General features: G+C 73.8%; 26 protein-coding genes. 15 read left to right on the top strand and 11 right to left on the bottom strand.

Features of this window, described 5'->3' with window-relative positions; all coding sequences use genetic code 11:
• Positions 1–174: 174 nt before the first annotated feature.
• The 4 genes from CKY47_RS26235 to CKY47_RS26250 form a co-directional block, all read right to left on the bottom strand.
• Positions 175–2,202, bottom strand: a complete 2,028-nt coding sequence (locus tag CKY47_RS26235; RefSeq protein WP_306749100.1) for an ATP-dependent DNA helicase — start codon at positions 2,200–2,202, stop codon at positions 175–177.
• A gap of 26 nt (positions 2,203–2,228) precedes the next feature.
• Positions 2,229–2,897 carry a nucleotidyltransferase domain-containing protein gene (locus CKY47_RS26240; RefSeq protein ID WP_306748875.1) on the bottom strand — a complete coding sequence of 223 codons (669 nt, stop codon included), beginning with the start codon at positions 2,895–2,897 and terminating at the stop codon, positions 2,229–2,231.
• A complete protein-coding gene (locus CKY47_RS26245; protein ID WP_306748877.1) occupies positions 2,894–3,478 on the bottom strand; it encodes a biotin transporter BioY in 585 nt (194 codons plus the stop codon). Before CKY47_RS26245 ends, CKY47_RS26240 begins: the two co-directional genes overlap by 4 nt.
• A gap of 265 nt (positions 3,479–3,743) precedes the next feature.
• The gene (locus tag CKY47_RS26250; RefSeq protein ID WP_306748878.1) at positions 3,744–4,157 is read right to left on the bottom strand and encodes a hypothetical protein; all 414 of its coding nucleotides are present in this window, start codon (positions 4,155–4,157) and stop codon (positions 3,744–3,746) included.
• Here CKY47_RS26250 and CKY47_RS26255 point away from each other — a divergent pair.
• Both CKY47_RS26255 and CKY47_RS26260 read left to right on the top strand, forming a co-directional pair.
• Positions 4,150–4,830 carry a UDP-N-acetylglucosamine 2-epimerase gene (locus CKY47_RS26255; RefSeq protein ID WP_306748879.1) on the top strand — a complete coding sequence of 227 codons (681 nt, stop codon included), beginning with the start codon at positions 4,150–4,152 and terminating at the stop codon, positions 4,828–4,830. The genes CKY47_RS26250 and CKY47_RS26255 overlap by 8 nt on opposite strands.
• The gene (locus CKY47_RS26260; RefSeq protein ID WP_306748880.1) at positions 4,827–5,483 is read left to right on the top strand and encodes a hypothetical protein; all 657 of its coding nucleotides are present in this window, start codon (positions 4,827–4,829) and stop codon (positions 5,481–5,483) included. The genes CKY47_RS26255 and CKY47_RS26260 overlap by 4 nt, the downstream gene beginning before the upstream one ends.
• A 45-nt stretch (positions 5,484–5,528) precedes the next feature.
• Here the strand turns inward: CKY47_RS26260 and CKY47_RS26265 are convergent, their stop codons facing one another.
• Positions 5,529–6,098, bottom strand: a complete 570-nt coding sequence (locus tag CKY47_RS26265; protein ID WP_306748882.1) for an isochorismatase family protein — start codon at positions 6,096–6,098, stop codon at positions 5,529–5,531.
• A gap of 12 nt (positions 6,099–6,110) precedes the next feature.
• Positions 6,111–7,385, bottom strand: coding sequence for a nicotinate phosphoribosyltransferase (locus CKY47_RS26270; protein WP_306748884.1), 1,275 nt, complete (start codon positions 7,383–7,385; stop codon positions 6,111–6,113).
• 76 nt (positions 7,386–7,461) lie between these two features.
• Between CKY47_RS26270 and clpS the strand changes: the two genes are divergently transcribed.
• From clpS to CKY47_RS26305, 7 genes are all read left to right on the top strand, one after another.
• On the top strand, positions 7,462–7,761 hold the full coding sequence (clpS, locus tag CKY47_RS26275) for an ATP-dependent Clp protease adapter ClpS (RefSeq protein WP_306748887.1): 300 nt from the start codon (positions 7,462–7,464) through the stop codon (positions 7,759–7,761).
• Positions 7,758–8,315, top strand: a complete 558-nt coding sequence (locus CKY47_RS26280; RefSeq protein WP_306748888.1) for a DUF2017 domain-containing protein — start codon at positions 7,758–7,760, stop codon at positions 8,313–8,315. Before clpS ends, CKY47_RS26280 begins: the two co-directional genes overlap by 4 nt.
• Complete coding sequence (locus CKY47_RS26285; protein ID WP_306748889.1) at positions 8,315–8,884, top strand: peptidase S58, DmpA; 570 nt, start codon at positions 8,315–8,317, stop codon at positions 8,882–8,884. Before CKY47_RS26280 ends, CKY47_RS26285 begins: the two co-directional genes overlap by 1 nt.
• A 63-nt stretch (positions 8,885–8,947) precedes the next feature.
• Complete coding sequence (locus CKY47_RS26290; RefSeq protein WP_306748891.1) at positions 8,948–9,496, top strand: DUF2231 domain-containing protein; 549 nt, start codon at positions 8,948–8,950, stop codon at positions 9,494–9,496.
• A gap of 52 nt (positions 9,497–9,548) precedes the next feature.
• Complete coding sequence (locus CKY47_RS26295; RefSeq protein ID WP_306748892.1) at positions 9,549–10,004, top strand: M67 family metallopeptidase; 456 nt, start codon at positions 9,549–9,551, stop codon at positions 10,002–10,004.
• 89 nt (positions 10,005–10,093) lie between these two features.
• On the top strand, positions 10,094–10,366 hold the full coding sequence (locus tag CKY47_RS26300) for a MoaD/ThiS family protein (RefSeq protein WP_106615251.1): 273 nt from the start codon (positions 10,094–10,096) through the stop codon (positions 10,364–10,366).
• Positions 10,367–10,373: 7 nt separating this feature from the next.
• On the top strand, positions 10,374–11,324 hold the full coding sequence (locus CKY47_RS26305) for a PLP-dependent cysteine synthase family protein (protein ID WP_306748896.1): 951 nt from the start codon (positions 10,374–10,376) through the stop codon (positions 11,322–11,324).
• Between the two features lie 71 nt (positions 11,325–11,395).
• Here CKY47_RS26305 and CKY47_RS26310 read toward each other — a convergent pair whose 3' ends face one another.
• Together CKY47_RS26310 and CKY47_RS26315 are read right to left on the bottom strand one after the other, a co-directional pair.
• Entirely contained in the window at positions 11,396–12,694 is a 1,299-nt protein-coding gene (locus CKY47_RS26310) for an extracellular catalytic domain type 1 short-chain-length polyhydroxyalkanoate depolymerase (RefSeq protein WP_306748897.1), read from the bottom strand.
• Positions 12,691–13,365: a polysaccharide deacetylase family protein gene (locus tag CKY47_RS26315; protein WP_306748900.1), complete on the bottom strand. Its 675-nt coding sequence runs from the start codon at positions 13,363–13,365 to the stop codon at positions 12,691–12,693. The genes CKY47_RS26310 and CKY47_RS26315 overlap by 4 nt, the downstream gene beginning before the upstream one ends.
• A gap of 171 nt (positions 13,366–13,536) precedes the next feature.
• Between CKY47_RS26315 and CKY47_RS26320 the strand changes: the two genes are divergently transcribed.
• Complete coding sequence (locus tag CKY47_RS26320; protein WP_306748903.1) at positions 13,537–13,947, top strand: cytidine deaminase family protein; 411 nt, start codon at positions 13,537–13,539, stop codon at positions 13,945–13,947.
• A gap of 41 nt (positions 13,948–13,988) precedes the next feature.
• On the opposite strand, the gene CKY47_RS26325 is transcribed toward CKY47_RS26320, so the two are convergent.
• Together CKY47_RS26325 and CKY47_RS26330 are read right to left on the bottom strand one after the other, a co-directional pair.
• Positions 13,989–14,666, bottom strand: coding sequence for a hypothetical protein (locus CKY47_RS26325; protein ID WP_306748904.1), 678 nt, complete (start codon positions 14,664–14,666; stop codon positions 13,989–13,991).
• A gap of 16 nt (positions 14,667–14,682) precedes the next feature.
• Positions 14,683–15,249 carry a CYTH domain-containing protein gene (locus CKY47_RS26330; RefSeq protein ID WP_306748905.1) on the bottom strand — a complete coding sequence of 189 codons (567 nt, stop codon included), beginning with the start codon at positions 15,247–15,249 and terminating at the stop codon, positions 14,683–14,685.
• 33 nt (positions 15,250–15,282) lie between these two features.
• On the opposite strand from CKY47_RS26330, the gene CKY47_RS26335 reads away from it, so the two are divergent.
• The gene (locus CKY47_RS26335; RefSeq protein ID WP_306748906.1) at positions 15,283–16,053 is read left to right on the top strand and encodes an MBL fold metallo-hydrolase; all 771 of its coding nucleotides are present in this window, start codon (positions 15,283–15,285) and stop codon (positions 16,051–16,053) included.
• Positions 16,054–16,076: 23 nt separating this feature from the next.
• Here the strand turns inward: CKY47_RS26335 and CKY47_RS26340 are convergent, their stop codons facing one another.
• Positions 16,077–16,922: an SMP-30/gluconolactonase/LRE family protein gene (locus CKY47_RS26340; RefSeq protein WP_306748908.1), complete on the bottom strand. Its 846-nt coding sequence runs from the start codon at positions 16,920–16,922 to the stop codon at positions 16,077–16,079.
• A 111-nt stretch (positions 16,923–17,033) separates the two neighbouring features.
• Between CKY47_RS26340 and CKY47_RS26345 the strand changes: the two genes are divergently transcribed.
• The 4 genes from CKY47_RS26345 to CKY47_RS26360 are packed head-to-tail and all read left to right on the top strand — an operon-like array spanning position 17,034 to position 19,819.
• Positions 17,034–17,705: a rhomboid family intramembrane serine protease gene (locus tag CKY47_RS26345; RefSeq protein WP_306748909.1), complete on the top strand. Its 672-nt coding sequence runs from the start codon at positions 17,034–17,036 to the stop codon at positions 17,703–17,705.
• Positions 17,702–18,496, top strand: a complete 795-nt coding sequence (gene murI, locus CKY47_RS26350; RefSeq protein WP_306748910.1) for a glutamate racemase — start codon at positions 17,702–17,704, stop codon at positions 18,494–18,496. Before CKY47_RS26345 ends, murI begins: the two co-directional genes overlap by 4 nt.
• 17 nt (positions 18,497–18,513) lie before the next feature.
• Positions 18,514–19,326 carry an MBL fold metallo-hydrolase gene (locus CKY47_RS26355; RefSeq protein WP_306748911.1) on the top strand — a complete coding sequence of 271 codons (813 nt, stop codon included), beginning with the start codon at positions 18,514–18,516 and terminating at the stop codon, positions 19,324–19,326.
• Positions 19,316–19,819: a hemerythrin domain-containing protein gene (locus tag CKY47_RS26360; RefSeq protein ID WP_306748912.1), complete on the top strand. Its 504-nt coding sequence runs from the start codon at positions 19,316–19,318 to the stop codon at positions 19,817–19,819. The genes CKY47_RS26355 and CKY47_RS26360 overlap by 11 nt, the downstream gene beginning before the upstream one ends.
• Positions 19,820–19,829 lie beyond the last annotated feature (10 nt).

Raw genomic sequence — 19,829 nt, forward strand, 5'->3', positions numbered from 1 at the left:
GTCGTGTGACGTCACCCCGCGGGCGACCAGGCGGGCCCGCCTGGTCGCCCGCGGACCGGGCCGGCCCCCGTCCTGCTGCTCCGGACCGCCCGCGCCGCCGCCACGCCCCCGTGCCGAGCACCGGACCGACGACCGCCACCGACGACGTGACCCGTGACCCGCGTCCACCGACCGCTACGGGTTCGCGGCGTCCAGGCGCTTGAGCGCCGCCCGCACGACCTCCGGGTCGTAGGTGGTCCAGAACGGCGGCAGCGAGGCGCGCAGGAAACCGCCGTAGCGGGCGGTCGCCAGGCGCGGGTCCAGGACGGCCACCACGCCCTTGTCGCTCATCGAGCGCAGCAGGCGGCCCGCGCCCTGCGCCAGCAGCAGGGCGGCGTGCGTGGCGGCCACGGTGAGGAAACCGTTGCCGCCGCGCGACTCCACGGCCTTCTGCCGCGCGGAGGCCAGCGGGTCGTCCGGGCGCGGGAACGGGATGCGGTCCATGATCACGAGCTGGAGCGCCGGACCGGGCACGTCCACGCCCTGCCACAGCGACAGCGTGCCGAACAGGCACGTCTCCGGGCTCTCCGAGAACCGCTTCACCAGCTGGCCGGTCGAGTCGTCGCCCTGGCACAGCACCGGGTAGGACAGCTTGCCGCGCAACGCCTCCGCCGCCGCCTTCGCCGCGCGCATCGACGAGAACAGGCCCAGCGTGCGCCCGCCCGCGGCGTTGACCAGGCCCTCGATCTCGTCCACGTACGCCGGGGGCAGGCCGTCGCGGCCCGGCGGCGGCAGGTGGCGGGCGACGTAGAGGATGCCGCTGCTGCCGTGCTCGAACGGCGAGCCCACGTCCAGGCCGGTCCACTTCACCGCGCCCAGGTCGGACGGCGGCTCCTTGTCGGTCGCCGTGCCCCCGGCCTTCACCGCCTGCGACGAGGCGGGCAGCCCCCACTGCCGGGCCAGCGTGTCGAACGTGCCGCCGAGGGTGAGCGTCGCCGACGTCAGCACGGTCGTGCGCTTGCCGAACAGCCGCTCCCGCAGCAGCCCGCCGACGCCCAGCGGCGCGACCCGCAGCGACGGCGCCTTGCCGCGGTCGGCGAAGTCGCCCGACACCCAGACCACGTCGTGGTCGTCGTCGAACGCCCCCAGCACGCGCGCCGCGCAGTCGTGCACCTCGTCGAGCAGGGACAGCGCCAGCTTGCGCGCCGTCGCGCCCTCCGGGTCCTCCTTGCGCTCCGGCCCCAGCGACGTGATGCACGCGTGCGCGGCGTCCTTGGTGGCGCGCAGCGCGCCCGCCAGCGCCTGCGGCAGCGAGTCCAGCCTGCCCGGCGGCACGTCCTCCAGGATCATCGCGAGCCCGTCGGACGCCTCCGCCATCCGGTCGGCCACGGACTGGTCGATGAGCCGGCCGCAGCGGCGGGCGGCGGTGGCCACCAGCGCCCCGCTCAGCTCCTCGGTCGCGACCGAGGTGACCCGGTCGACCAGGTCGTGCGCCTCGTCGATCACCACCACGTCGTGGTCGGGCAGCACCTGGTAGCCCTCCAGGGCGTCCACGGCGAGCATCGCGTGGTTGGTGACGACGACGTCCGCCCGGCCCGCCTCGGCACGCGCCCTCTCCGCGAAGCAGTCCGTGCCGATCGGGCACTTGGCCACCCCCAGGCACTCGCGCGCGGTCACCGACACCTGCCGCCACGCCTGGTCGGTGACGCCCGGCACCAGCTCGTCGCGGTCACCGGTCTCGGTGTCGGAGGACCACTCGTGCAGCCGCTTCACCTCGCGGCCCACCCTGGACACCGCGAACGGGTCGAACAGGGCCGCTTCCCCGGGCTCCTCGGGCGCGCCGGTGTGCAGGCGGTGCATGCACAGGTAGTTGCGGCGCCCCTTGAGGATCGCGAAGCGCGGCTCGCGGCCCAGTTCCTTCTTCAGCGCCTTCGCGAGCCTCGGCAGGTCGCGGTCCACCAGCTGCCGCTGGAGCGCGATCGTGGCGGTGGAGATGACGACCGTGGACTCCTCGGCCACGGCGTGCCGCAGCGACGGCACGAGGTAGGCCAGGGACTTGCCGGTGCCGGTGCCCGCCTGCACGGCCAGGTGCTCGCCGGTCCGGATCGCGCGCTCGACGGCCTCGGCCATGTCGACCTGGCCTGGTCGCTCGGCCCCGCCCACGGCCTCCACGGCCACGGCGAGCAGGGTGCGGGTGTCGGGGATGGAGGCGGTGGCGGGCACGGCGAAGACCGTACCCGCCGGCACCGTCAGACCTCGGCGAGCACCCGCCTGCCCAGTTCCACGGCCGCTTCCCGGTGCGCGGCGGTCAGCTCCACGTCCGCGCCCCGCCGCGCCGCGACCAGGTCGAGCAGTTCCCCGGCCAGGTCCGGCCAGTGCGCGGCGGCCAGCTCGCCCGCCCGGGACTTGGACACGATCCCCCCGGTGCGGATGGTGTGCCACTGCCGCGCCGGGCCGAACGCGATCCACAGCACGCCCTGCGGGAAGCCCGGTCCGGTCGCGGCGGCGGCCAGCTCCACCAGCGGCCGCCAGTACTCGACGAGGTTGCGCCGGCAGTAGTCCTCGACCTCGGCGCGGGTCACCTCGAACGACGGCCGCGCGCCGCGCAGCGTGGTCGAGTGCTCGTTGAGCTGGAGCAGCACCACGGGCGTGACCTCGCCGCCGGACACGCGGAACTCGCCGTCCCGCGCCCACGGCCCGGGCTCGCCGTCGACGAGGTAGACGACGTCGAGGTCGAGGGTCTGCGCGGCGGCCAGCGCGGCGAGGTCGGCGGGCGTCGGCGGGCGGGACAGCTCGACCACGAGGTCGAGGTCGGAGCCCGGCTGGTGGTCGTCGAGCGCGGCGGAACCCACCACGTGCGCGGCGGCCACCAGGCCGGGGGCCGACTCGTCCAGCGCCCTTAAGTGCGCGTCGTTCACTTGCGCTTGACCAGCTTCACCAGCGCCCACGCGGCGGGCAGCAGGCCGGCGGCCAGGGCGATCTTGAGCACGTCGCCCAGCAGGAACGGGGTCACGCCGAGCTGGAGCGCCTTGCCGAACCCGACGCCGGCGGCGGCCATCAGCCACGGCACGCCGCACGCGTAGATCGCGAGGTTGCCCAGGGCCATCGTGCCGACGGTCCGCAGCGGGGTCCGGTCGCCGCCGCGCGCCGCGAGGTGGCCGACCAGCGCGCCCGCGAGCACGAAGCCGACGACGTAGCCGAGGGAGGCGGGCAGGCCGGAGGAGGCGCCCTGGAACCACGGCACGCCGGCGACGCCCGCCACCAGGTACAGCGCCATCGACGCGCCGCCGCGCCGCCAGCCCAGGGCCGCGCCGACGAGCAGGGCGGCGAACGTCTGGCCGGTGATCGGCACGGGGCTGCCCGGCACCGGCAGCGCCACCTGGGCGGCCAGGCCGGTCAGGCCGGCGCCCGCCACGACCAGGGCGATGTCGCGCGCGAGCGCGCCGGGGACCAGGTCGGCGAGCACCGCGCGACGGCCGGGAACGGCGAGGACGGACACTTGGGGACCTCCAGAGGATCGACTTCGTCCCGGAGGTTAACCGGCGGTCACAGCTCCGGTCTTCGTCGGAAGCCGACAAAGTCGGGCACGTCACGCGGTGCGTCCCACACCGTGGTCGGTCCGGTCGGCAGGGGCCGCCCCAAGGTCATCGGACGCCCGTACGGCGAACCCGGTCCCGGATCGGGTGAGGACGCGACGTCCACCGAGGGGCGACGTCCACCGACCGTGGGCGTGGCTGGGCGCATCGGGTGGAGTCGATCATCCATTAAGGGCAGTAACCCTTAATGCGATCGAAGGAAAGCCGATAGGGGCAATTGCTCGGCAGATCATCCGGAGGAGGGGGCACAACGTGGAGGAAGTCCTGCTGCTCGCGGGGACCCGTCCCGAAGCGGTGAAGATCGCACCGGTGGCCCTGGCGCTGGCCGACCACCCGGTGCTGCGGCCCGTCATCGTCCGCGGCGGACAGCACGCCGGCGTGGTCGACCAGGCGCTGCGCGCGTTCGGCCTGCGCCCCGACGTGGAGCTGGACGTGCCGCGGCCCACCGGCGGCCAGGCCGAGCCGGTGGCCGGCCTGCTGCCCGAGCTGGACCGGGTGCTGACCACCCGCGAGCCGTCCGCCGTCCTCGTGCAGGGCGGCACGACCTCGGCGAAGGGCTGGCGACCGCGCCATCGTGGTCACCGGCAGCACCGCCGTGGACGCCGTCCAGCGCACCGCCGTCGCCGACCCGCCCGCCCGCGACCCCCGCCTCGCCCTGCTGGAGCAGGTCCTCGACGAGCGCTCCGAGCGGCTCGTGCTGGTCACCGCGCACCGGCGCGAGTCGTGGGGCGAACCGCCGGAGCGCGTGCTGCGCGCCGTGCGGGCCGTCGTCGACCGGCACCCCGACGTGCGCGTGCTGCTGCCCCCGCACCCGAACCCGGCCGTCCGCCCGGCGCTCGTGGACGTCCTGGGCGGCCACGAGCGGATCGTGGTGACCGGCCCGCTGGACCACTCCGACCTGGTGCGCGCCCTGCGGCGGGCCGCGCTCGTGCTCACCGACTCCGGCGGTCTCCCGGAGGAGGCGCCGTCGTTCGGCGTGCCCCGTGCCGGTGCTGCGCGACAGGACCGAGCGGACGTCGGCGGTCGACTCGGGCTCCGCGTGCTCGTCGGCACCCATCCCGTCCGCGTCCTCGCCCGCCGGACGGCTTCTCCGCCGCACCGCTCCCGGTCCGCGTCCCCGTTCGCGGCCCACGGTCATTCCTCACCCGACCGGGTATCGGACTTTCCTCGACCAGGTGATGTACGGGCGAGATCCGCCGCACACGCGGGCCGGTCTCCGATCATTCGAGCACGAGACGAAGGGCATCCACCATGAACCACTACCGAGCGCGCCGGGTCGGGGCGCTGACCGCGGCGCTCGCGCTCGGCCTGCTCACGGCACCGCCGGCGTGGGCCACCCCGGCGGGCGTCGCGTCCGTCGGCTCCGCCGACTTCACCAAGGCGGGCACCCGCATCGCGATCGCACCCCTGGCCGCCTGCGCCGTGGACGGCACCACCACCGCCGCGTCCGAGCCCGTGACCCGCGCCGGAATCCGCTTCGGGGAGGGCGGCTCCAGCTGCACCACCACCGTCGTCGACCCGGCCGCGGACCGCACGACCACCACGTCCGAGGCGACCGGCCGGGACTTCGAGCTGTCCGCGCTGGTGTCCGCCGGCGGTCCGCGCCTGCGGATCGCCGAGTGGAAGACCTCCTGCTCGGCGACCGACCGCACCACCCAGGTCGGGTGGGGCGCGAACGGCCTCGGCGGCTTCGCGGGCCTGCCCGAGCAGGTGCCGAACAACCACGTGCACGAGGTGCGGAAGGCCGACGGCACCGTTCTCGCGCGGGCCACGTTCGGCGAGACGGTCATGCCCGAGCCGAACGACGGCAGCATCGCCATCACCCTGCTGCACATCCGCTTCACCGAGGCGTCCGGCGTGACCGGCGACGTGGTCGTCGGCTCGGCTGCCTGCTCGCCCACCCCGTGACACGGCTCCGGGGGGTCGCCCGGCGAGGTGACCCCCCGGACCGGGTCAGGCCACGGTCGGCGTGCCCCGCAGCGCCACGCCCGCCTCGCCCAGCCGCGCCAGCGCGGAGTCCACCGTCGGCCGGGCCACGCCCGCCGTCAGGTCCAGCAGCACGGTCGTGCCGAAGCCCGCCGCCGCCGCGTCCAGGGCCGTCGCCCGCACGCAGTGGTCCGTCGCGATGCCCACGACGTCCACCTCGGTCACGTCCCGCGCCCGCAGCCAGTCCACCAGCGACTCGCCGCCGCCCGCCGTGCCCTCGAAGCCCGAGTAGGCCGCGGCGTACGCGCCCTTGGAGAACACCGCCTCCACCGCCGTCACGTCCAGCTCCGGGTGGAACGACGCGCCCGCCGTCCCGGCCACGCAGTGCACCGGCCACGAGTCCACGAAGTCCGGCGTCTCGCTGAAGTGGTCGCCCGGGTCGACGTGGTAGTCCCGCGTCGCCACCACGTGGTCGTACGACCCGGACGCGATGTGCGCCGAGATCGCCGCCGCCACCGCCGCGCCGCCCGCCACCGCCAGCGACCCGCCCTCGCAGAAGTCGTTCTGCACGTCCACCACGACCAGTGCCTTGCTCATGTCCAACCCCTCTCAGAGGAACGTCGTCGGGATCGCGGGCTCGCCGCGGGACAGCTTCAGGCCCTCCCACGGCACGGTCACCAGGGCGGCGCGCAGCCGTTCCCGGCTCTCCGCCAGGGTGTCCAAGCCTTCCACCCGCCGCCCCTCCCGGACCAGCGCCACCGGCAGCAACCGGTCGTGGTCGCCGGGCTCGGGCCGCTCGTCGTGCGGGAACACGACCTCCTCCAGCGCGGTGCCCGTCTCCTTGTGCCGCCGCAGCGCGTTCTTGCGCCCGCCGCGCGACTCCTTGTGCGAGCTGCGCTTCGCCACCGGCCGCCCCTCGACCTCGACGAGCTTGTAGACCATGCCCGCGGTCGGCGCGCCCGAGCCCGTGACCAGGGACGTGCCCACGCCGTAGGCGTCGACGGGCTCGGCCCGCAGCATCGCGATCGCGTACTCGTCCAGGTCGCCGGACACCACGATCCGGGTCTTCCGCGCGCCCAGCGAGTCGAGCTGGTCCCGCGCCTGCCGCGCCAGCACGCCCAGGTCGCCCGAGTCGATCCGCACCGCGCCCAGCTCGGGCCCGGCCACCTCGACGGCCGTCCTGATGCCGTTGGTGATGTCGTAGGTGTCGACCAGCAGCGTGGTGTCGACGCCCAGCGCGTCCACCTGCGCGCGGAACGCCTCCTCCTCGGTGTCGTGCAGCAGGGTGAACGCGTGCGCGCACGTCCCGGCGGTCGGGATGCCGTGCCGCCGGGCCGCCTCCAGGTTCGACGTCGCGGTGAAGCCCGCCAGGTACGCGGCGCGCGCCGACGACACGGCCGCCTCCTCGTGCGTGCGGCGCGAACCCATCTCGATCATCCGGCGGCCGTTCGCGGCGCCCACCATCCGGGCGGCGGCCGAGGCGATGGCGCTGTCGTGGTTCAGGATCGACAGGGCCAGCGTCTCCAGCACCACGCCCACCCCGAACGGGGCGCGCACGGACAGGACCGGCGAGCCCGGGAAGTACAGCTCGCCCTCCGGGTAACCGTCGACGTCACCGGTGAAGCGGTAGTCGGCCAGCCAGTCCAGGGTCGCGCGGTCGACCACGCCCGTGCGGTCCAGCAGTTCCAGCTCGTCCGGGCCGAACGTGAACGAGGTGATGGCGTCGAGCAGCCTCCCGGTGCCCGCGACCACGCCGTAGCGCCTTCCCTCGGGCAGCCTGCGGGCGAAGACCTCGAAGACGCACGGCCGGTCCGCGGTGCCGTCGCGCAACGCCGCGGCCAGCATCGTCAGCTCGTAGTGGTCGGTGAACAGGGACGTCGACATGGCCAGAGCCTAAGCCGATCGGCGGAGACGGACCTGTGGGCTCCGCCACGGACCGGCCCATGACACCATTGGCGGTATGACCACGCCCGTCGAGCAGGAGCGGACGCAGGTTGAGCCGACCGCCGAGGAGGTCCGCTCCGAGGACCGCCCCTGGCAGACCCTGGTCTGGAACGACCCGGTCAACCTGATGTCCTACGTGACGTACGTGTTGCAGAAGCTGTTCGGCTACAGCCGCGACCACGCGACGAAGCTGATGCTGGACGTCCACCACAAGGGCAGGGCGATCGTGTCGTCCGGGAGCAAGGACAAGGTGGAGGCCGACGTGGCGAAGCTGCACGCGGCGGGGCTCTGGGCGACCATGCAGCGTTCGTCGTGAAGAAGTGGAGCCGCACCGGCGACCAGGTGCTCGGCCGGTTCGACCGGCAGGAGGCCGCCGTGGTGCGCGGCCTGGTCAGCCAGATCCAGGACATGCTCGCCGCCCGCGCCGACGAGGCGCCGCAGGACGAGCTGGCCGAGCTGACCGGCATCCGCACCGGTCCCTCCACGCCGCCCGACGACCCGATCCTCGGCCGGCTGCTGCCCGACTTCCACCGCCTCGACCCCGACGCGCCCGACCCGTCGGACGTCGACTCGGCCAACGCCCTGCGCTCGCTGCACGAGCCCGAGCTGCTGGACCTGAAGACCGGTGTGGCCGCCGTGGTGCTGGACACGTGCCCGGCGGACGGCGGCGAGGTGCGGTTGGGGCTGGAGCAGGCGGAGGCGTGGCTGTCGGCGCTCAACGACGTCCGCCTGGCCCTGGGCACGGCGCTGGACGTGCAGGAGGACATGCCCGAGGAGCTGCCGCCCGACGACCCGCGCTCGCCCCACCTGGGCGTCTACCACTGGCTCACCTGGGTCCAGGAGACCCTGGTCGAAGCGGTCATGGACTGATGCTCGTCGGCCGGGCGCCCGGCGTCGTGGTGCTGCTCGCGCCGGGTGGCGCGGTGGCGGGCGTCGACGTCCGTGGCGCGCCGGTCGGCACGCGCGAGCTGGACCTGCTGGACCCCACGACGCTGGTGCGGCACGTGCACGCGGTCGTGCTGTGCGGTGGCGGGCTCGCCGCGGCGGAGGAGGTCGTGGGGTGGCTGGCGGCGCGCGAGGTGGGGTTCCCGGTGGGCGCCGCGCCGTCCGAGGTGGTGCCGATCGTGCCCGCCGCCGCCGCCCTGGGGCTGGCCGCGGGGGACGGGCGCGCCGCCTGCGAGGCCGCCCGGGAGGAGCCGCCGGCGGCCGTGGCGCTGGTCGGCGACACGGCGGTGGGATTGGTGGTGGTCGAGGCCGACCTGACCCAGGCCGAGTGCCGGCGGGTGGCCGTGTCGGCCCGGGACGGGTTCGCGCGGGCCGGGGTGCTCGTGCCCGCCACGGTGTTCGCGGTGGCCTCGGGGATCGTCTCCGAGGCGCCCCTGGACGTGCTGTGCGCCCGGGCCGCCGAGGCGCTGGAAGGCGCGGTCGCGGTCGGCTGACCCCCGGCGGACCGGTCCGCCGGGGCACGTTCCGACATCGGGACGGCGGGGTACCCGACCCCCATGTCTGGCGTGCGGAAGCTGCTCAAGTGGGTCGAGACCAGTCCAGCGGTGGACAAGGCGGCCGGTGCGCTGGCCGAACTGGTGCCCGCCGCCCTGCGGCGGCAGGAGGTGACGAACCTCCTGCGCAAGCGCGCCCTGGGCAGGCCGGTGCACCCGGCCGTCGTGGTGCTGCCCATGAGCTTCTACGCCGCCTCCGCCGCCCTCGACCTGGCGCCCGGCGGGAGCACCGCGTCCCGTGCGCTCATCGGGGCCGGCCTGGCCACCGCGCCCGCCGCGCTGGCCACCGAGCTGGCCGAGTACGGGACCCTGGGCCGGGCCGAGCGGCGCACGGCGTTCGTGCACCTCGCGGCCAACGCGACGGCCACCGCGTGCTACCTCACGTCGTTCCGCCTGCGCGGGCACGGGTTCGGGCTGGTCGCGCGGGTCGTGTCGGCGGTGGGGCTCGCGGCGCTGGCCACCGGCGGGGCCCTCAGCGCCCACCAGGCCCTGATCAGGTCCCCCGAGGCGGTGGCCGCGAGCGGCGGCCGGCCGGCCGAGGAGCCGGTGTAGCGGCGCTTCCCACAGGGCGGAACACCTTCCGCCACCACGTAGGATGAGGGACGTGCTGGTGATTCGCCGTGACCTCGTGGACGCGATGGTGGCGCACGCCCGTCGCGACCACCCGGACGAGGCGTGCGGGATCATCGCTGGTCCGGAGGGGTCCGACCGCCCCGAGCGGTTCATCGCGATGGACAACGCCGAGCGCTCGCCCACGTTCTACCGCTTCGACTCGATGGAGCAGCTCCGGGTGCACCGCGAGCTGGAGCGCAACGACGAAGAGACGATCGTCGTGTACCACTCGCACACCTCCACCGAGGCGTACCCGTCGCGCACCGACGTCTCCTACGCGTCCGAGCCGAACGCGCACTACGTCCTGGTCTCCACCCGCGACCCGGAGCAGCACGAGCTGCGCTCCTACCGCATCGTGGACGGCGTGGTGACCGAGGAACCGGTCGAGGTCGTCGAGTCGTACATGTTCGCGCACACCGGCTCCGACGACACGCCCGACTGTCCCTGAGCACCAGCAGCACCCGCGAGCACCAGGGCGGCTCGCGCCGCGCGTTCTTCGTCGCACGTCACCGAACCACGCTCCTCGGAGGTCCCAGCATGGCCGTCACCGTCTCCATCCCCACGATCCTGCGCACCCACACCGGTGGGCAGAAGTCCGTCGAGGCCGCGGGCGCCACGCTCGCCGAGGTCATCGACGACCTGGAGACCAACCACGGTGGCCTGAAGCAGCGCCTGGTCAAGGAGGGCGCGCTCCACCGGTTCGTCAACGTCTACGTCAACGACGAGGACGTGCGCTTCGCGGGTGGCCTGGAGGCCGCCGTGAAGGACGGCGACACCGTGACGATCCTGCCCGCCGTCGCGGGCGGCTGATCCACCCGTGGCCAGGTACGACTCCCTGCTCGACGCGGTCGGCGGCACCCCCCTGGTGGGGCTGCCGCGGCTGTCGCCGTCGAAGGACGTGCGGCTGTGGGCGAAGCTGGAGGACCGGAACCCGACCGGCTCGATCAAGGACCGCCCGGTCCTGATGATGATCGAGGAGGCCGAGCGCTCGGGCGTGCTCACGCCGGGCTGCACGATCCTGGAGCCGACGTCGGGCAACACGGGCATCGCCCTGGCCATGGCGGCGAAGCTCAAGGGCTACGGCCTGGTGTGCGTGATGCCGGAGAACACCTCGGCGGAGCGCAAGCAGCTGCTCCAGGCGTACGGCGCGCGGATCGTGTTCTCGCCCGCCGCCGGCGGCTCCAACCAGGCCGTGGCCACCGCCAAGGAACTCGCCGCGCAGAACCCCGACTGGGTGATGCTCTACCAGTACGGCAACCCGGCGAACCCCGGCGCGCACTACCACGGCACCGGGCCGGAGCTGCTGAAGGACCTGCCGACGATCACGCACTTCGTCGCGGGCCTGGGCACCACCGGCACCCTCGTCGGCGTCGGCCGCTACCTGCGCGAGCACAAGCCCGACGTGCAGGTCATCGCGGCCGAGCCCCGGTACGGCGAGCTGGTGTACGGCCTGCGCAACCTCGACGAGGGGTTCGTGCCGGAGCTGTACGACGCCGAGGTGCTGACCGGCCGCTACTCGGTGGGCTCCTACGACGCCCTGCGCCGCACCCGGCAGCTGCTGGAGGTGGAGGGCATCTTCGCGGGCATCTCCACCGGCGCGATCCTGCACGCGGCGCTGGCCGCGGCGGAGAAGGCGGTGGCGAGGGGCGAGCCGGCGGACGTGGCGTTCGTGGTGTGCGACGCGGGCTGGAAGTACCTGTCCACCGGCGCGTACGCGGGCACGTTGGACGAGGCGGCGGAACGCCTCGACGGCCACCTCTGGGCCTGATCGGACAGCGGAAGGGGCCCCCGCCGGGCAAAGCGGGGGCCCCTTCGTCGTGCGCCCGGGCCGGGACGGGCTCAGGCGACGGTGCAGGCCGCGCCGTTGAGGGTGAACGCGGACGGTTTTCCGGTGTTGCCGTTGTGGTTGGCCTGGAGGCCGATGCCGACCGACGCGCCGGCGTTGATGGTCGGGTTGTAGTTGACGTTGCGGGCCGTCACCGCGCCGCTGGTGGGCGAGTAGGTGGCGCTCCAGCCACCGGTGATGGTCTGGCCGCTCGGCAGCGTGAAGGCCAGCTCCCAGCCGTTGACCGCGGTGGCGCCGGTGTTGGCGATGGTGATGTTCGCGGTGAGGCCGGTGTTCCACGCGTTGACCGAGTACGTGACGCGGCAGGCCCCGCCGGGCGGGGGCGTGGTCGTCGTCGTGGTCGTCGTGGTGGTCGTCGTGCTGGTGGTGCTGGTCGTGGGGTCGGTCCGGTCCAGGCCGAAGAACTGGATGGCCCGCAGCGCCATGCCCGAGCCCAGCACGTTGTGCCCGGTGCCCTGCAAGGAGATCGCCTCGACCACCGTCCCGTAGCGGGTGCGGGTCCAGCCCGACTGCGGGCTGTCCGTGGACGTCGGCGTGGTCGACAGGCCGTGGACGTTGGTCCACTGCTCGATCTCTTCGGTGAAGTTCGGGTAGCGCAGCGTGTCGTCGGCGGTGCCGTGCCACAGCTGCACCCGCGGCCGCGCGCCCGAGTAGCCCGGGTAGGCGGCGCGCACCAGGTTGCCCCACTCCTGCGGGGTCTTGTCGACCTGCCCGTTGGCGCACGCGCTGTTCCACGACGAGCCGTCGGTCGTGGCGAAGCAGCTCGCCGGGACGCCCGCGAACGCCGCACCGGCCGCGAACACGTCCGGGTAGTTGGCGAGCATGACGTTCGTGGTCATCGCGCCCGAGGACACGCCGGTGACGAACACCCGGGACGCGTCGCCGTTGTGGCGCTGGAGCGCGTACCGGACCATCGACACGAGACCGACCGGGTCGCTGCCGCCGTCGCGGCGCAGGGCCTGCGGCGAGGACACGTCGTAGCAGCCGCCCGACCGGGTGGCCGTCGGGTAGATCACGATGAACCCGTACTGGTCGGCGAGCCGGGCGAACTCCGTGCCGGAGTAGAACGCCTGGCCCGTGCCGGTGCAGTAGTGCACGGCCAGCAGCACGGGCGGGCGGGCCTGGGTGCGGTCGGGCACGTAGATCTGCATGCGGAGGTTGCTGGGGTTCGCGCCGAACCCGGTGACCTCGGTGAGCGTCGCGGCCGACGCCTGCGGTGCCGCGACGACGGCCAGCACGAACGCCGCGGTCGCGGCGACGGCGGCCAGGACCGCGCTCAGCTTCGCCCTCACGGCGCTACCACCCGTCCGTTGTCGTCGATGCGGCCCGGGCACAGCCCCTTGGCGGCCAGGCCCCGCACGATCCGCGGCACCGCGTCGACCGTGCTCTGGTACCCGTCGTGCATCAGGACGATCGCCCCCGCGTTCGCGGCGGTCACCGTGCGGACTATGGAGTCCGTCGACGCGCCGTTCCAGTCCTGCGAGTCGACCGACCAGGTGACCTGGGTCAGGCCGAGCTTGCGCGCCTCGTTCTGCACGGTCGCGTTCGTCGCGCCGTAGGGCGGGCGGAACAGCGTCGGGGTCCGGCCGGTGGCGTTGCGGATCGCGTTCTGCGTGTCACCGAGTTCCTTGGCCACGGCCGCCGCGCCCAGGTTCGTCAGGTACGGGTGCGACCACGAGTGGTTCGCGATCCACATGCCCGCCGACGTGGTCTCGCGCGCCAGGTGCGCCTGCTGCTGCACGCGCGACCCCAGGTCGAAGAACGTCGCCCGAGCGCCCGCCGAGCGCAGCGCGTTCAGCAGGGGGCGGGTGAACTGCGCGCTGGGCCCGTCGTCGTAGGTGAGGGCCACGTACCCGCCGCACGCGGGAGCGGCCTCCGCCGCGACGGGGGCCGCCGTCGTGGAGACCGCCGCTGTGGGGACCACCGCCAGCACGGCGGCGGCGAGAAGGGTTCTCAAGAGCATCGTTGCTCCTCGAAACGGTGAAGGTCATCGCACTATGTGTCCGGCCGGTCGGCGCTGACAACGGGTTTCGCGGAAGTTGCGAATCTCAAATGGCGTAGTGAGCTGCTGGAACCGGACATGCACCCATTCGGTCGGGTGCGGCGGTAGCGGAAACTTTCGTAGGCTCGCCCGGTGCAGCCGACCGACGACGACCGCGCCCTGCTGGCCACCGCCCTCGCCGCGGCCCGCGCGCGCACGAGGTGGCGCCACCACACGGTGGCCGCCGCCGGCCGCGCCCCGGACGGGCGCGTCTTCACCGGCCTCAACGTCTTCCACTTCACGGGTGGCCCGTGCGCCGAGCTGGTCGTCCTCGGCGCCGCCGCGGCGGAGGGCGTCTACGAGCTGGACGCGATCGCCGCCGCCGACACCACCGGCGTGATCACCCCGTGCGGGCGCTGCCGCCAGGTCCTGTCGGACCTCGTGCCCGACGTGCGCGTCGTCGTGGGCGTCGACGAGGTCGTCCCGGTGACCGTGCTGCTGCCCGGCGCCTACCGCTGGTCGGAACACCTGGCGGACCTGGAGCGGCGCAGCCGGGAACCGTAGCCGGTCCGCCGGCGGTCCCCGCCCCACCGTTCCCGCCGGCGTCAGCCGCCCACCAGGTCCAGCACCCGCTCCAGTTCCCGCGCGACCTGCTCGCGCGGCAGCGGGGCGAGCGCGATGGCGCCACCCGCCTCCAGGTCCTCCTTGGCGTAGACCTCCACCGGGATCTCCCGGTGCGGCCCCTGGAGGACCAGGGAGACCGTGGTGCCGCCGGTCGGGGCCACCACGCGGTGCAGCACGTCGGTGGTCAGCAGGTAGCTGCTGCCGCTGCTCAGCTCCGCGTCGAACGTGCACCGCAGCCGCGCCTCGCCGGTGGGCGACATCGAGTACGTCCGGCCCCCGTCGTGGCCGTGGTAGAGGTAGCCGCGGAAGTCCTCGCCCCGCGCGTCGTGCGCGAACTCCTGGAAGCGGTAGCCGCCCGCGAGGACCGCCGAGGCGAAGTCCCAGCGGTGGCCGTGGACGTTCTCCGTCGCCGCCGGGTATTCCGGCGCGGGGCGCCACACGTGCAGCCTCAGCTGGAATTGCGGATCGGCCAGCAGGACGATCTTCAAGAAGCCGTTCGGGTGTCGGTACGCGCGATCGGGCACCTCCGCCGCCGCGTGGTGCGCGAGCAGTGGGCGCAGGAATTCCGGCGCCGCCACCCGGCGCAGGCAATCGACCAGGGCGGAGTCGTCGCCCGACCGGTAGTCGGTCACGAACCCCGCGATGTCGCGCAGTTCCATGAATGCCGCCGTCCGTTCAGCCCAGGGCGATGTGGGCGTTGCGATATGCCGCTTCACCGGTGACCTCGCGCACCACCGGCAGGAATTCCGGAATCGCCACCTCGTCGTCCCGCCGGTCGACCTGCACCTCCAGCAGCCAGCACGCGCGGCTCACCGGGTCGGTGATGTGGTCGACCTCGTACACGTGGTCACCCCACGGGAACGTGGTGCGCGTCTTGCGGATGACGTGCCTGGCGCCGTCACGCCCGGCCTTCAGCCGTTCGTACTCGGCGCCGTCGATCCCGACCTCCTCGACGGTCCGCTCGCCGCCGCGCGCGGGGGTCAGGCTCGCGTACTCGTAGCTGACCCGACCGCCGTCCACGCGCCGCCTGATCCGCTTCTCGACCGCTTCGGTAACCCGCAGATAGACCTGTTCGAACTCGATCCTGCGCAGTGCCCCGGCATCCGCCGACGGCCAATCGGGTTCCGCGCCGAGGAGGAACTTGCGCTCGATCTCGACCGACACCCGCACCCCCGGTTGATGCATTCGAGTGAACCCATCCGCCAGTGATATTGGCAGCTCCGCCGCGTCGCCTTTCCGCATTTTTGCCGACTGCGGGCTGCTATCGTTCCGCGCATGCAATTGACGGTGCTCGGGTGTTCGGGCAGCGCGCCCGGACCGCGACTGCCGACGTCCGGCTACCTGGTGTCGGCGGGCGGGGTCCGCATCGTGCTGGAGCTCGGCGGCGGCGTGTTCGGCGCGTTGACGCGCCACTGCGACCCGTTCGACCTCGACGCCGTGCTGCTGTCGCACCTGCACCTCGACCACTGCGCGGACTTCAGCGCGCTCACCGTCCACCGCCGGGGGCACCCGGAGCCGCCGTTCGACGTGCGCGAGCGCCGGCTGCCCGTGTTCGCCCCCTCGCACGCCCCGTCCCGGCTGGCCGCCGCGCACGCCGCCGACCGGGCCGAGTTGGCGCGGCTGGACCTGCGCACGACGTTCGACTTCGTGCCGCTCAAGCCCGGCCGCTACGAGGTGGGCGACGTGGTCGTCGAGGTGGCCGCCGCGAAGCACATCTGCGAGGCGTACGCGTTCCGCCTCACGCACGGCGGCTCGTCGCTGGTCTTCACCGGCGACACGGTGCCGTGCCGGGAGCTGGTCGAACTGGCCCGGGGCGCGGACCTGCTGCTCGCCGACGCCGCGTGGCGCGCGCAGGCGGGCCGCGCCAACTACCTGCACATGAGCGGGCGCGAGGCGGGCGAGGTCGCGCGGGAGGCGGGCGTCGGGCGGCTCGTGCTCACCCACGTGCTGCCGTGGTCGGACAGCGCGGGCGTGCTCGCCGACGCGGCCGAGGCGTTCCCCGGCCCCGTGGCGCTCGCCGCGCCCGACGAGGTGTACGAGGTCTGACCCGGCCGGCGAACGGACCGACCTCAGCCGGCGAACGCGGGGGACGGCAGGCCCTCGCCCGCGCCCGGCAGCACGAGCACCGACCCGGCCAGCTCGCTCAGCGCGTCCCCGCTCAGCCCGGTGCGCGCCGTCGTCACGTACAGGTCGGTGAAGTCGTGCCCGCCGAAGCAGCACGCCGTGGGCCGGCCCACGGGCAGTTCGACCTCCGCGTCCAGCTTCCCCGCCGGGGTGTACCGGCGCACCGCCGAACCACCCCACAGCGCCACCCATACCGCGCCCGACGCGTCCACGGTCAGCCCGTCCGGCACGCCCCGGTCCACGGCGACGAGCGGGCGGCGGTCGCGCGCCTCACCGGTGTCGCGGTCGTAGTCCAGCACGTCGACCCGCCGCTCCGAGGAGTCGACGTAGTACATCAGCGAGCCGTCCGGGCTCCAGCCGATGCCGTTGCTCACGCCCACGCCGTCGAGCACGACCTTCGCGTCGCCGCTCGGCTCCACGCGGGCCAGCCACCCGCCGGGGTCCTCGTCGTAGCGCATCGTGCCCGCCCACAGCCGGCCCGCCGGGTCGATCGCCGCGTCGTTGCCGCGCACGCCGTCCCGCGCCCAGTACACCAGCCACGTCTTGGTGCCGTCGCGGTCGACGAGCGCCACGCCGTCGCGCAGGTTGAGCACCAGCCCGCCGCGCGTGCGGGGCTTGGCCGCACCCACGTGCTGGGGCACCTCCAGCACCGCGTCGTCCCCGTTGTGGGGGCTGTAGCGGTGGACCTCGCTGCCGAGCACGTCCACCCACAGCAGGGTCCCGCTGGAGTGGTCCCACGTGGGCGCTTCGCCCAGGGCGGCTTCGGTCCTCACCGCGACATCGATCGGCACCGGGACAGCCTACGGGGCGTTACGGAGCGCAAGAGCGCTCTCACACGGGAAGGGGGAACCCCGCGCCGGAACCACCGCACCCCCGCCCGGTCCGCGCGTAACCTGGACCGCGTGGACCCCACCGGCCCCTTCGCCTCACCGGCGCCCGCGCCGGTCCCCGCCACGCCCAAGGCGGCCAAGCCGCTGTCCAAGCGGGTCGTGCCGCCGAGCCCCGTGCTCTCCGCCGCGGTCGTGCTCGGCTTCGTCGGCCTGCTCTACGTGGTCGAGGCGCTGGACTTCGTCCTCGGCGGGCGGCTCGACGACGGCGTCATCCCGCGCGACTTCTCCGAGTGGGACAACATCCTCTGGTACCCGTTCCTGCACGGCGACTGGGCGCACCTGACCGGCAACGCGGTGCCGCTGCTGGTCCTGGGCTTCCTGGCCACCTCGGGCGGGATCAAGCAGTTCTTCCAGGTCACCGCGGTCATCTGGCTCACCAGTGGCCTCGGCGTCTGGCTCTTCGGCTCCTACGCCAGCCACATCGGCGCGTCCGGCCTGGTCTTCGGCTTCCTGGTGTTCCTGCTGGTGCGCGGCGTGTTCGCGCGCAGCCCGCTCCAGATCCTCCTCGCGGTCGTGGTGTTCGCCCTCTACGGCGCGGCGCTGTGGGGCGTCCTGCCGGGCCAACCCGGCATCTCCTGGGAGGGGCACCTGTTCGGCGCGCTCGGCGGCCTGCTGGCCGCGTGGGGCGTCTCGCGGGACGCCCGGGCCGGGAACGCGAGGGCCGCGGCTAGTCTCGGGGCGTGAGCACAGCCGACTCGCCCATCGGGATCTTCGACTCCGGCGTCGGCGGGCTGACCGTGGCGCGGGCGATCATGGACCAGCTGCCCGGCGAGCGGATCAGGTACGTGGGCGACACGGCGCGCGCCCCCTACGGCCCGCTGCCCATCGCCGAGGTGCGCCGCAACGCGCTCGCCGTCGCCGACCAGCTCGTCGAGGACGGCGTGAAGCTGCTCGTCATCGCCTGCAACACCGCCTCCGCCGCGTGCCTGCGCGACGCCCGCGAGCGCTACGACGTGCCCGTGGTCGAGGTCGTGCTGCCCGCCGTGCGCCGTGCCGTGGCGGCCACCCGCACCGGCCGCGTCGGCGTGATCGGCACGCAGGGCACCGTGACCTCCGGCGCCTACCAGGACACGTTCGCCGCCGCGCGCGACATCCGGGTGACCGCCGCCGCGTGCCCGAGGTTCGTCGACTTCGTGGAGCGCGGGATCACCTCCGGCCGCCAGGTCCTCGGCCTCGCGCAGGCGTACCTGGAACCGCTCCAGCGGGCCGAGGTCGACACGCTCGTGCTGGGCTGCACGCACTACCCGCTGCTGACCGGCGTGCTCCAGATCGTGATGGGCGACGGCGTGACGCTCGTCTCCAGCGCGGAGGAGACGGTGAAGGACGTCGTGCGCGTGCTCACCGAGCGCGACCTGTTCCGCGACGGCCCCCCGGACCAGCGGTTCGCCTGCACGGGACCCGTCGAACCGTTCGCCCGGCTGGCCCGGCGATTCCTGCCCCGGTTGGAAAGCGCCTCCTTCCACGCCCACGCGTGACCTGGCAGGCTCCACGGGTGCTGTTGACCATCCTCGGCTGCTCGGGCAGCCTGCCGGGCCCGCACGGGCCGGCGTCCGGCTACCTCGTCGAGGCGGATGGCTGCCGACTCGCGATCGAACTGGGCGGTGGTGTGCTCGCGGCGCTCCAGGCGCACCACGACCCGTTCTCGTTGGACGCGCTGCTGTTCTCCCACCTGCACCCGGACCACTGCGCCGACTTCACCACCCTGGCCGTCACCCGCCGCTACCACACGCACCCGCCCCACGACACGCGTGCGCGCAAGCTGCCCGTGCACGCGCCGGTCGAGGCGCCCGAGAGGTTCGCGCGCGCCTACGCCGAGACCGCCGAGGAACTGCTCACCACCGACCTGTCGGACGTGTTCGAGTTCCACGCCCTCGCCGACCGCGGCGTGACGCGCGTCGGGCCGTTCGAGATCACCGCCGTCCGGGTCGAGCACCCCACCGAGTCCTACGGGTTCCGCATCGCCGCCGGGCGGACCACCCTCGCGTACACCGGCGACACCGGGCCGTGCGACCAGCTGCGGTTCCTCGCTCAGGACGCGGACGTGCTGCTGTCCGAGGCGACGTGGACGCACACCGGGGACCGGCCGCCCGGCAGGCACCTGTCCGGCGTGCAGGCGGGTTCGCTCGCGGCGGCGGCCGGGGTGGGCCGGCTGCTGCTCACGCACGTCGCGCCGTGGACCGACCGGGAGGCCGTGCTGGCCGAGGCGCGCAGCCGGTTCGAGGGCCCCGCGGAACTCGTCTCACCGGGCGCGAAGTACGTGGTTGACGAGCCGGTGACCCGGGTAATCGGCGGCCATGGCAACTGACGTCGTCGACCTCATCCTGGCGGACCACCGCAGGTTCGAGGAGCTGTTCCGCGCCCTGCGCGACCGGGGGTCCGACCGGTCGACGCTGCTCGGCGAGCTGGCCGCGTTGCTCATCGCCCACGCCGAAGCCGAGGAGAGCGAGGTGTACCCGGCGCTCAAGCGCTACAAGGAGGTCGACGACGACGAAGTCGACCACGGCGCCGAGGAGCACGCCGAGGGGCACCAGGCCCTGCTCGCCCTGATGGAGATCCCCGACACCGAGTCCGAGGAGTGGGAGGGCAAGCTCGAAGAACTGGTCGAGGCGCTCAACCACCACATCGACGAGGAGGAGCGCACCATCCTCAACGACGCCCGCGAGCAGGTCGCCGAGGAGCGCCGCGCGGAGCTGGGGGAGAAGTTCCTGGAGATCCGCCAGGACCGCATCGACGACGACTGCGGGGACCTGGAGTACGTGCGCAAGGTGGCGCACGCCACGGCCGACCGGATCGACTAGCTTTTCCCCC

The sequence above is a fragment of the Saccharothrix longispora genome (genome assembly GCF_030852425.1).
GTDB lineage: Bacteria > Actinomycetota > Actinomycetes > Mycobacteriales > Pseudonocardiaceae > Actinosynnema > Actinosynnema longispora.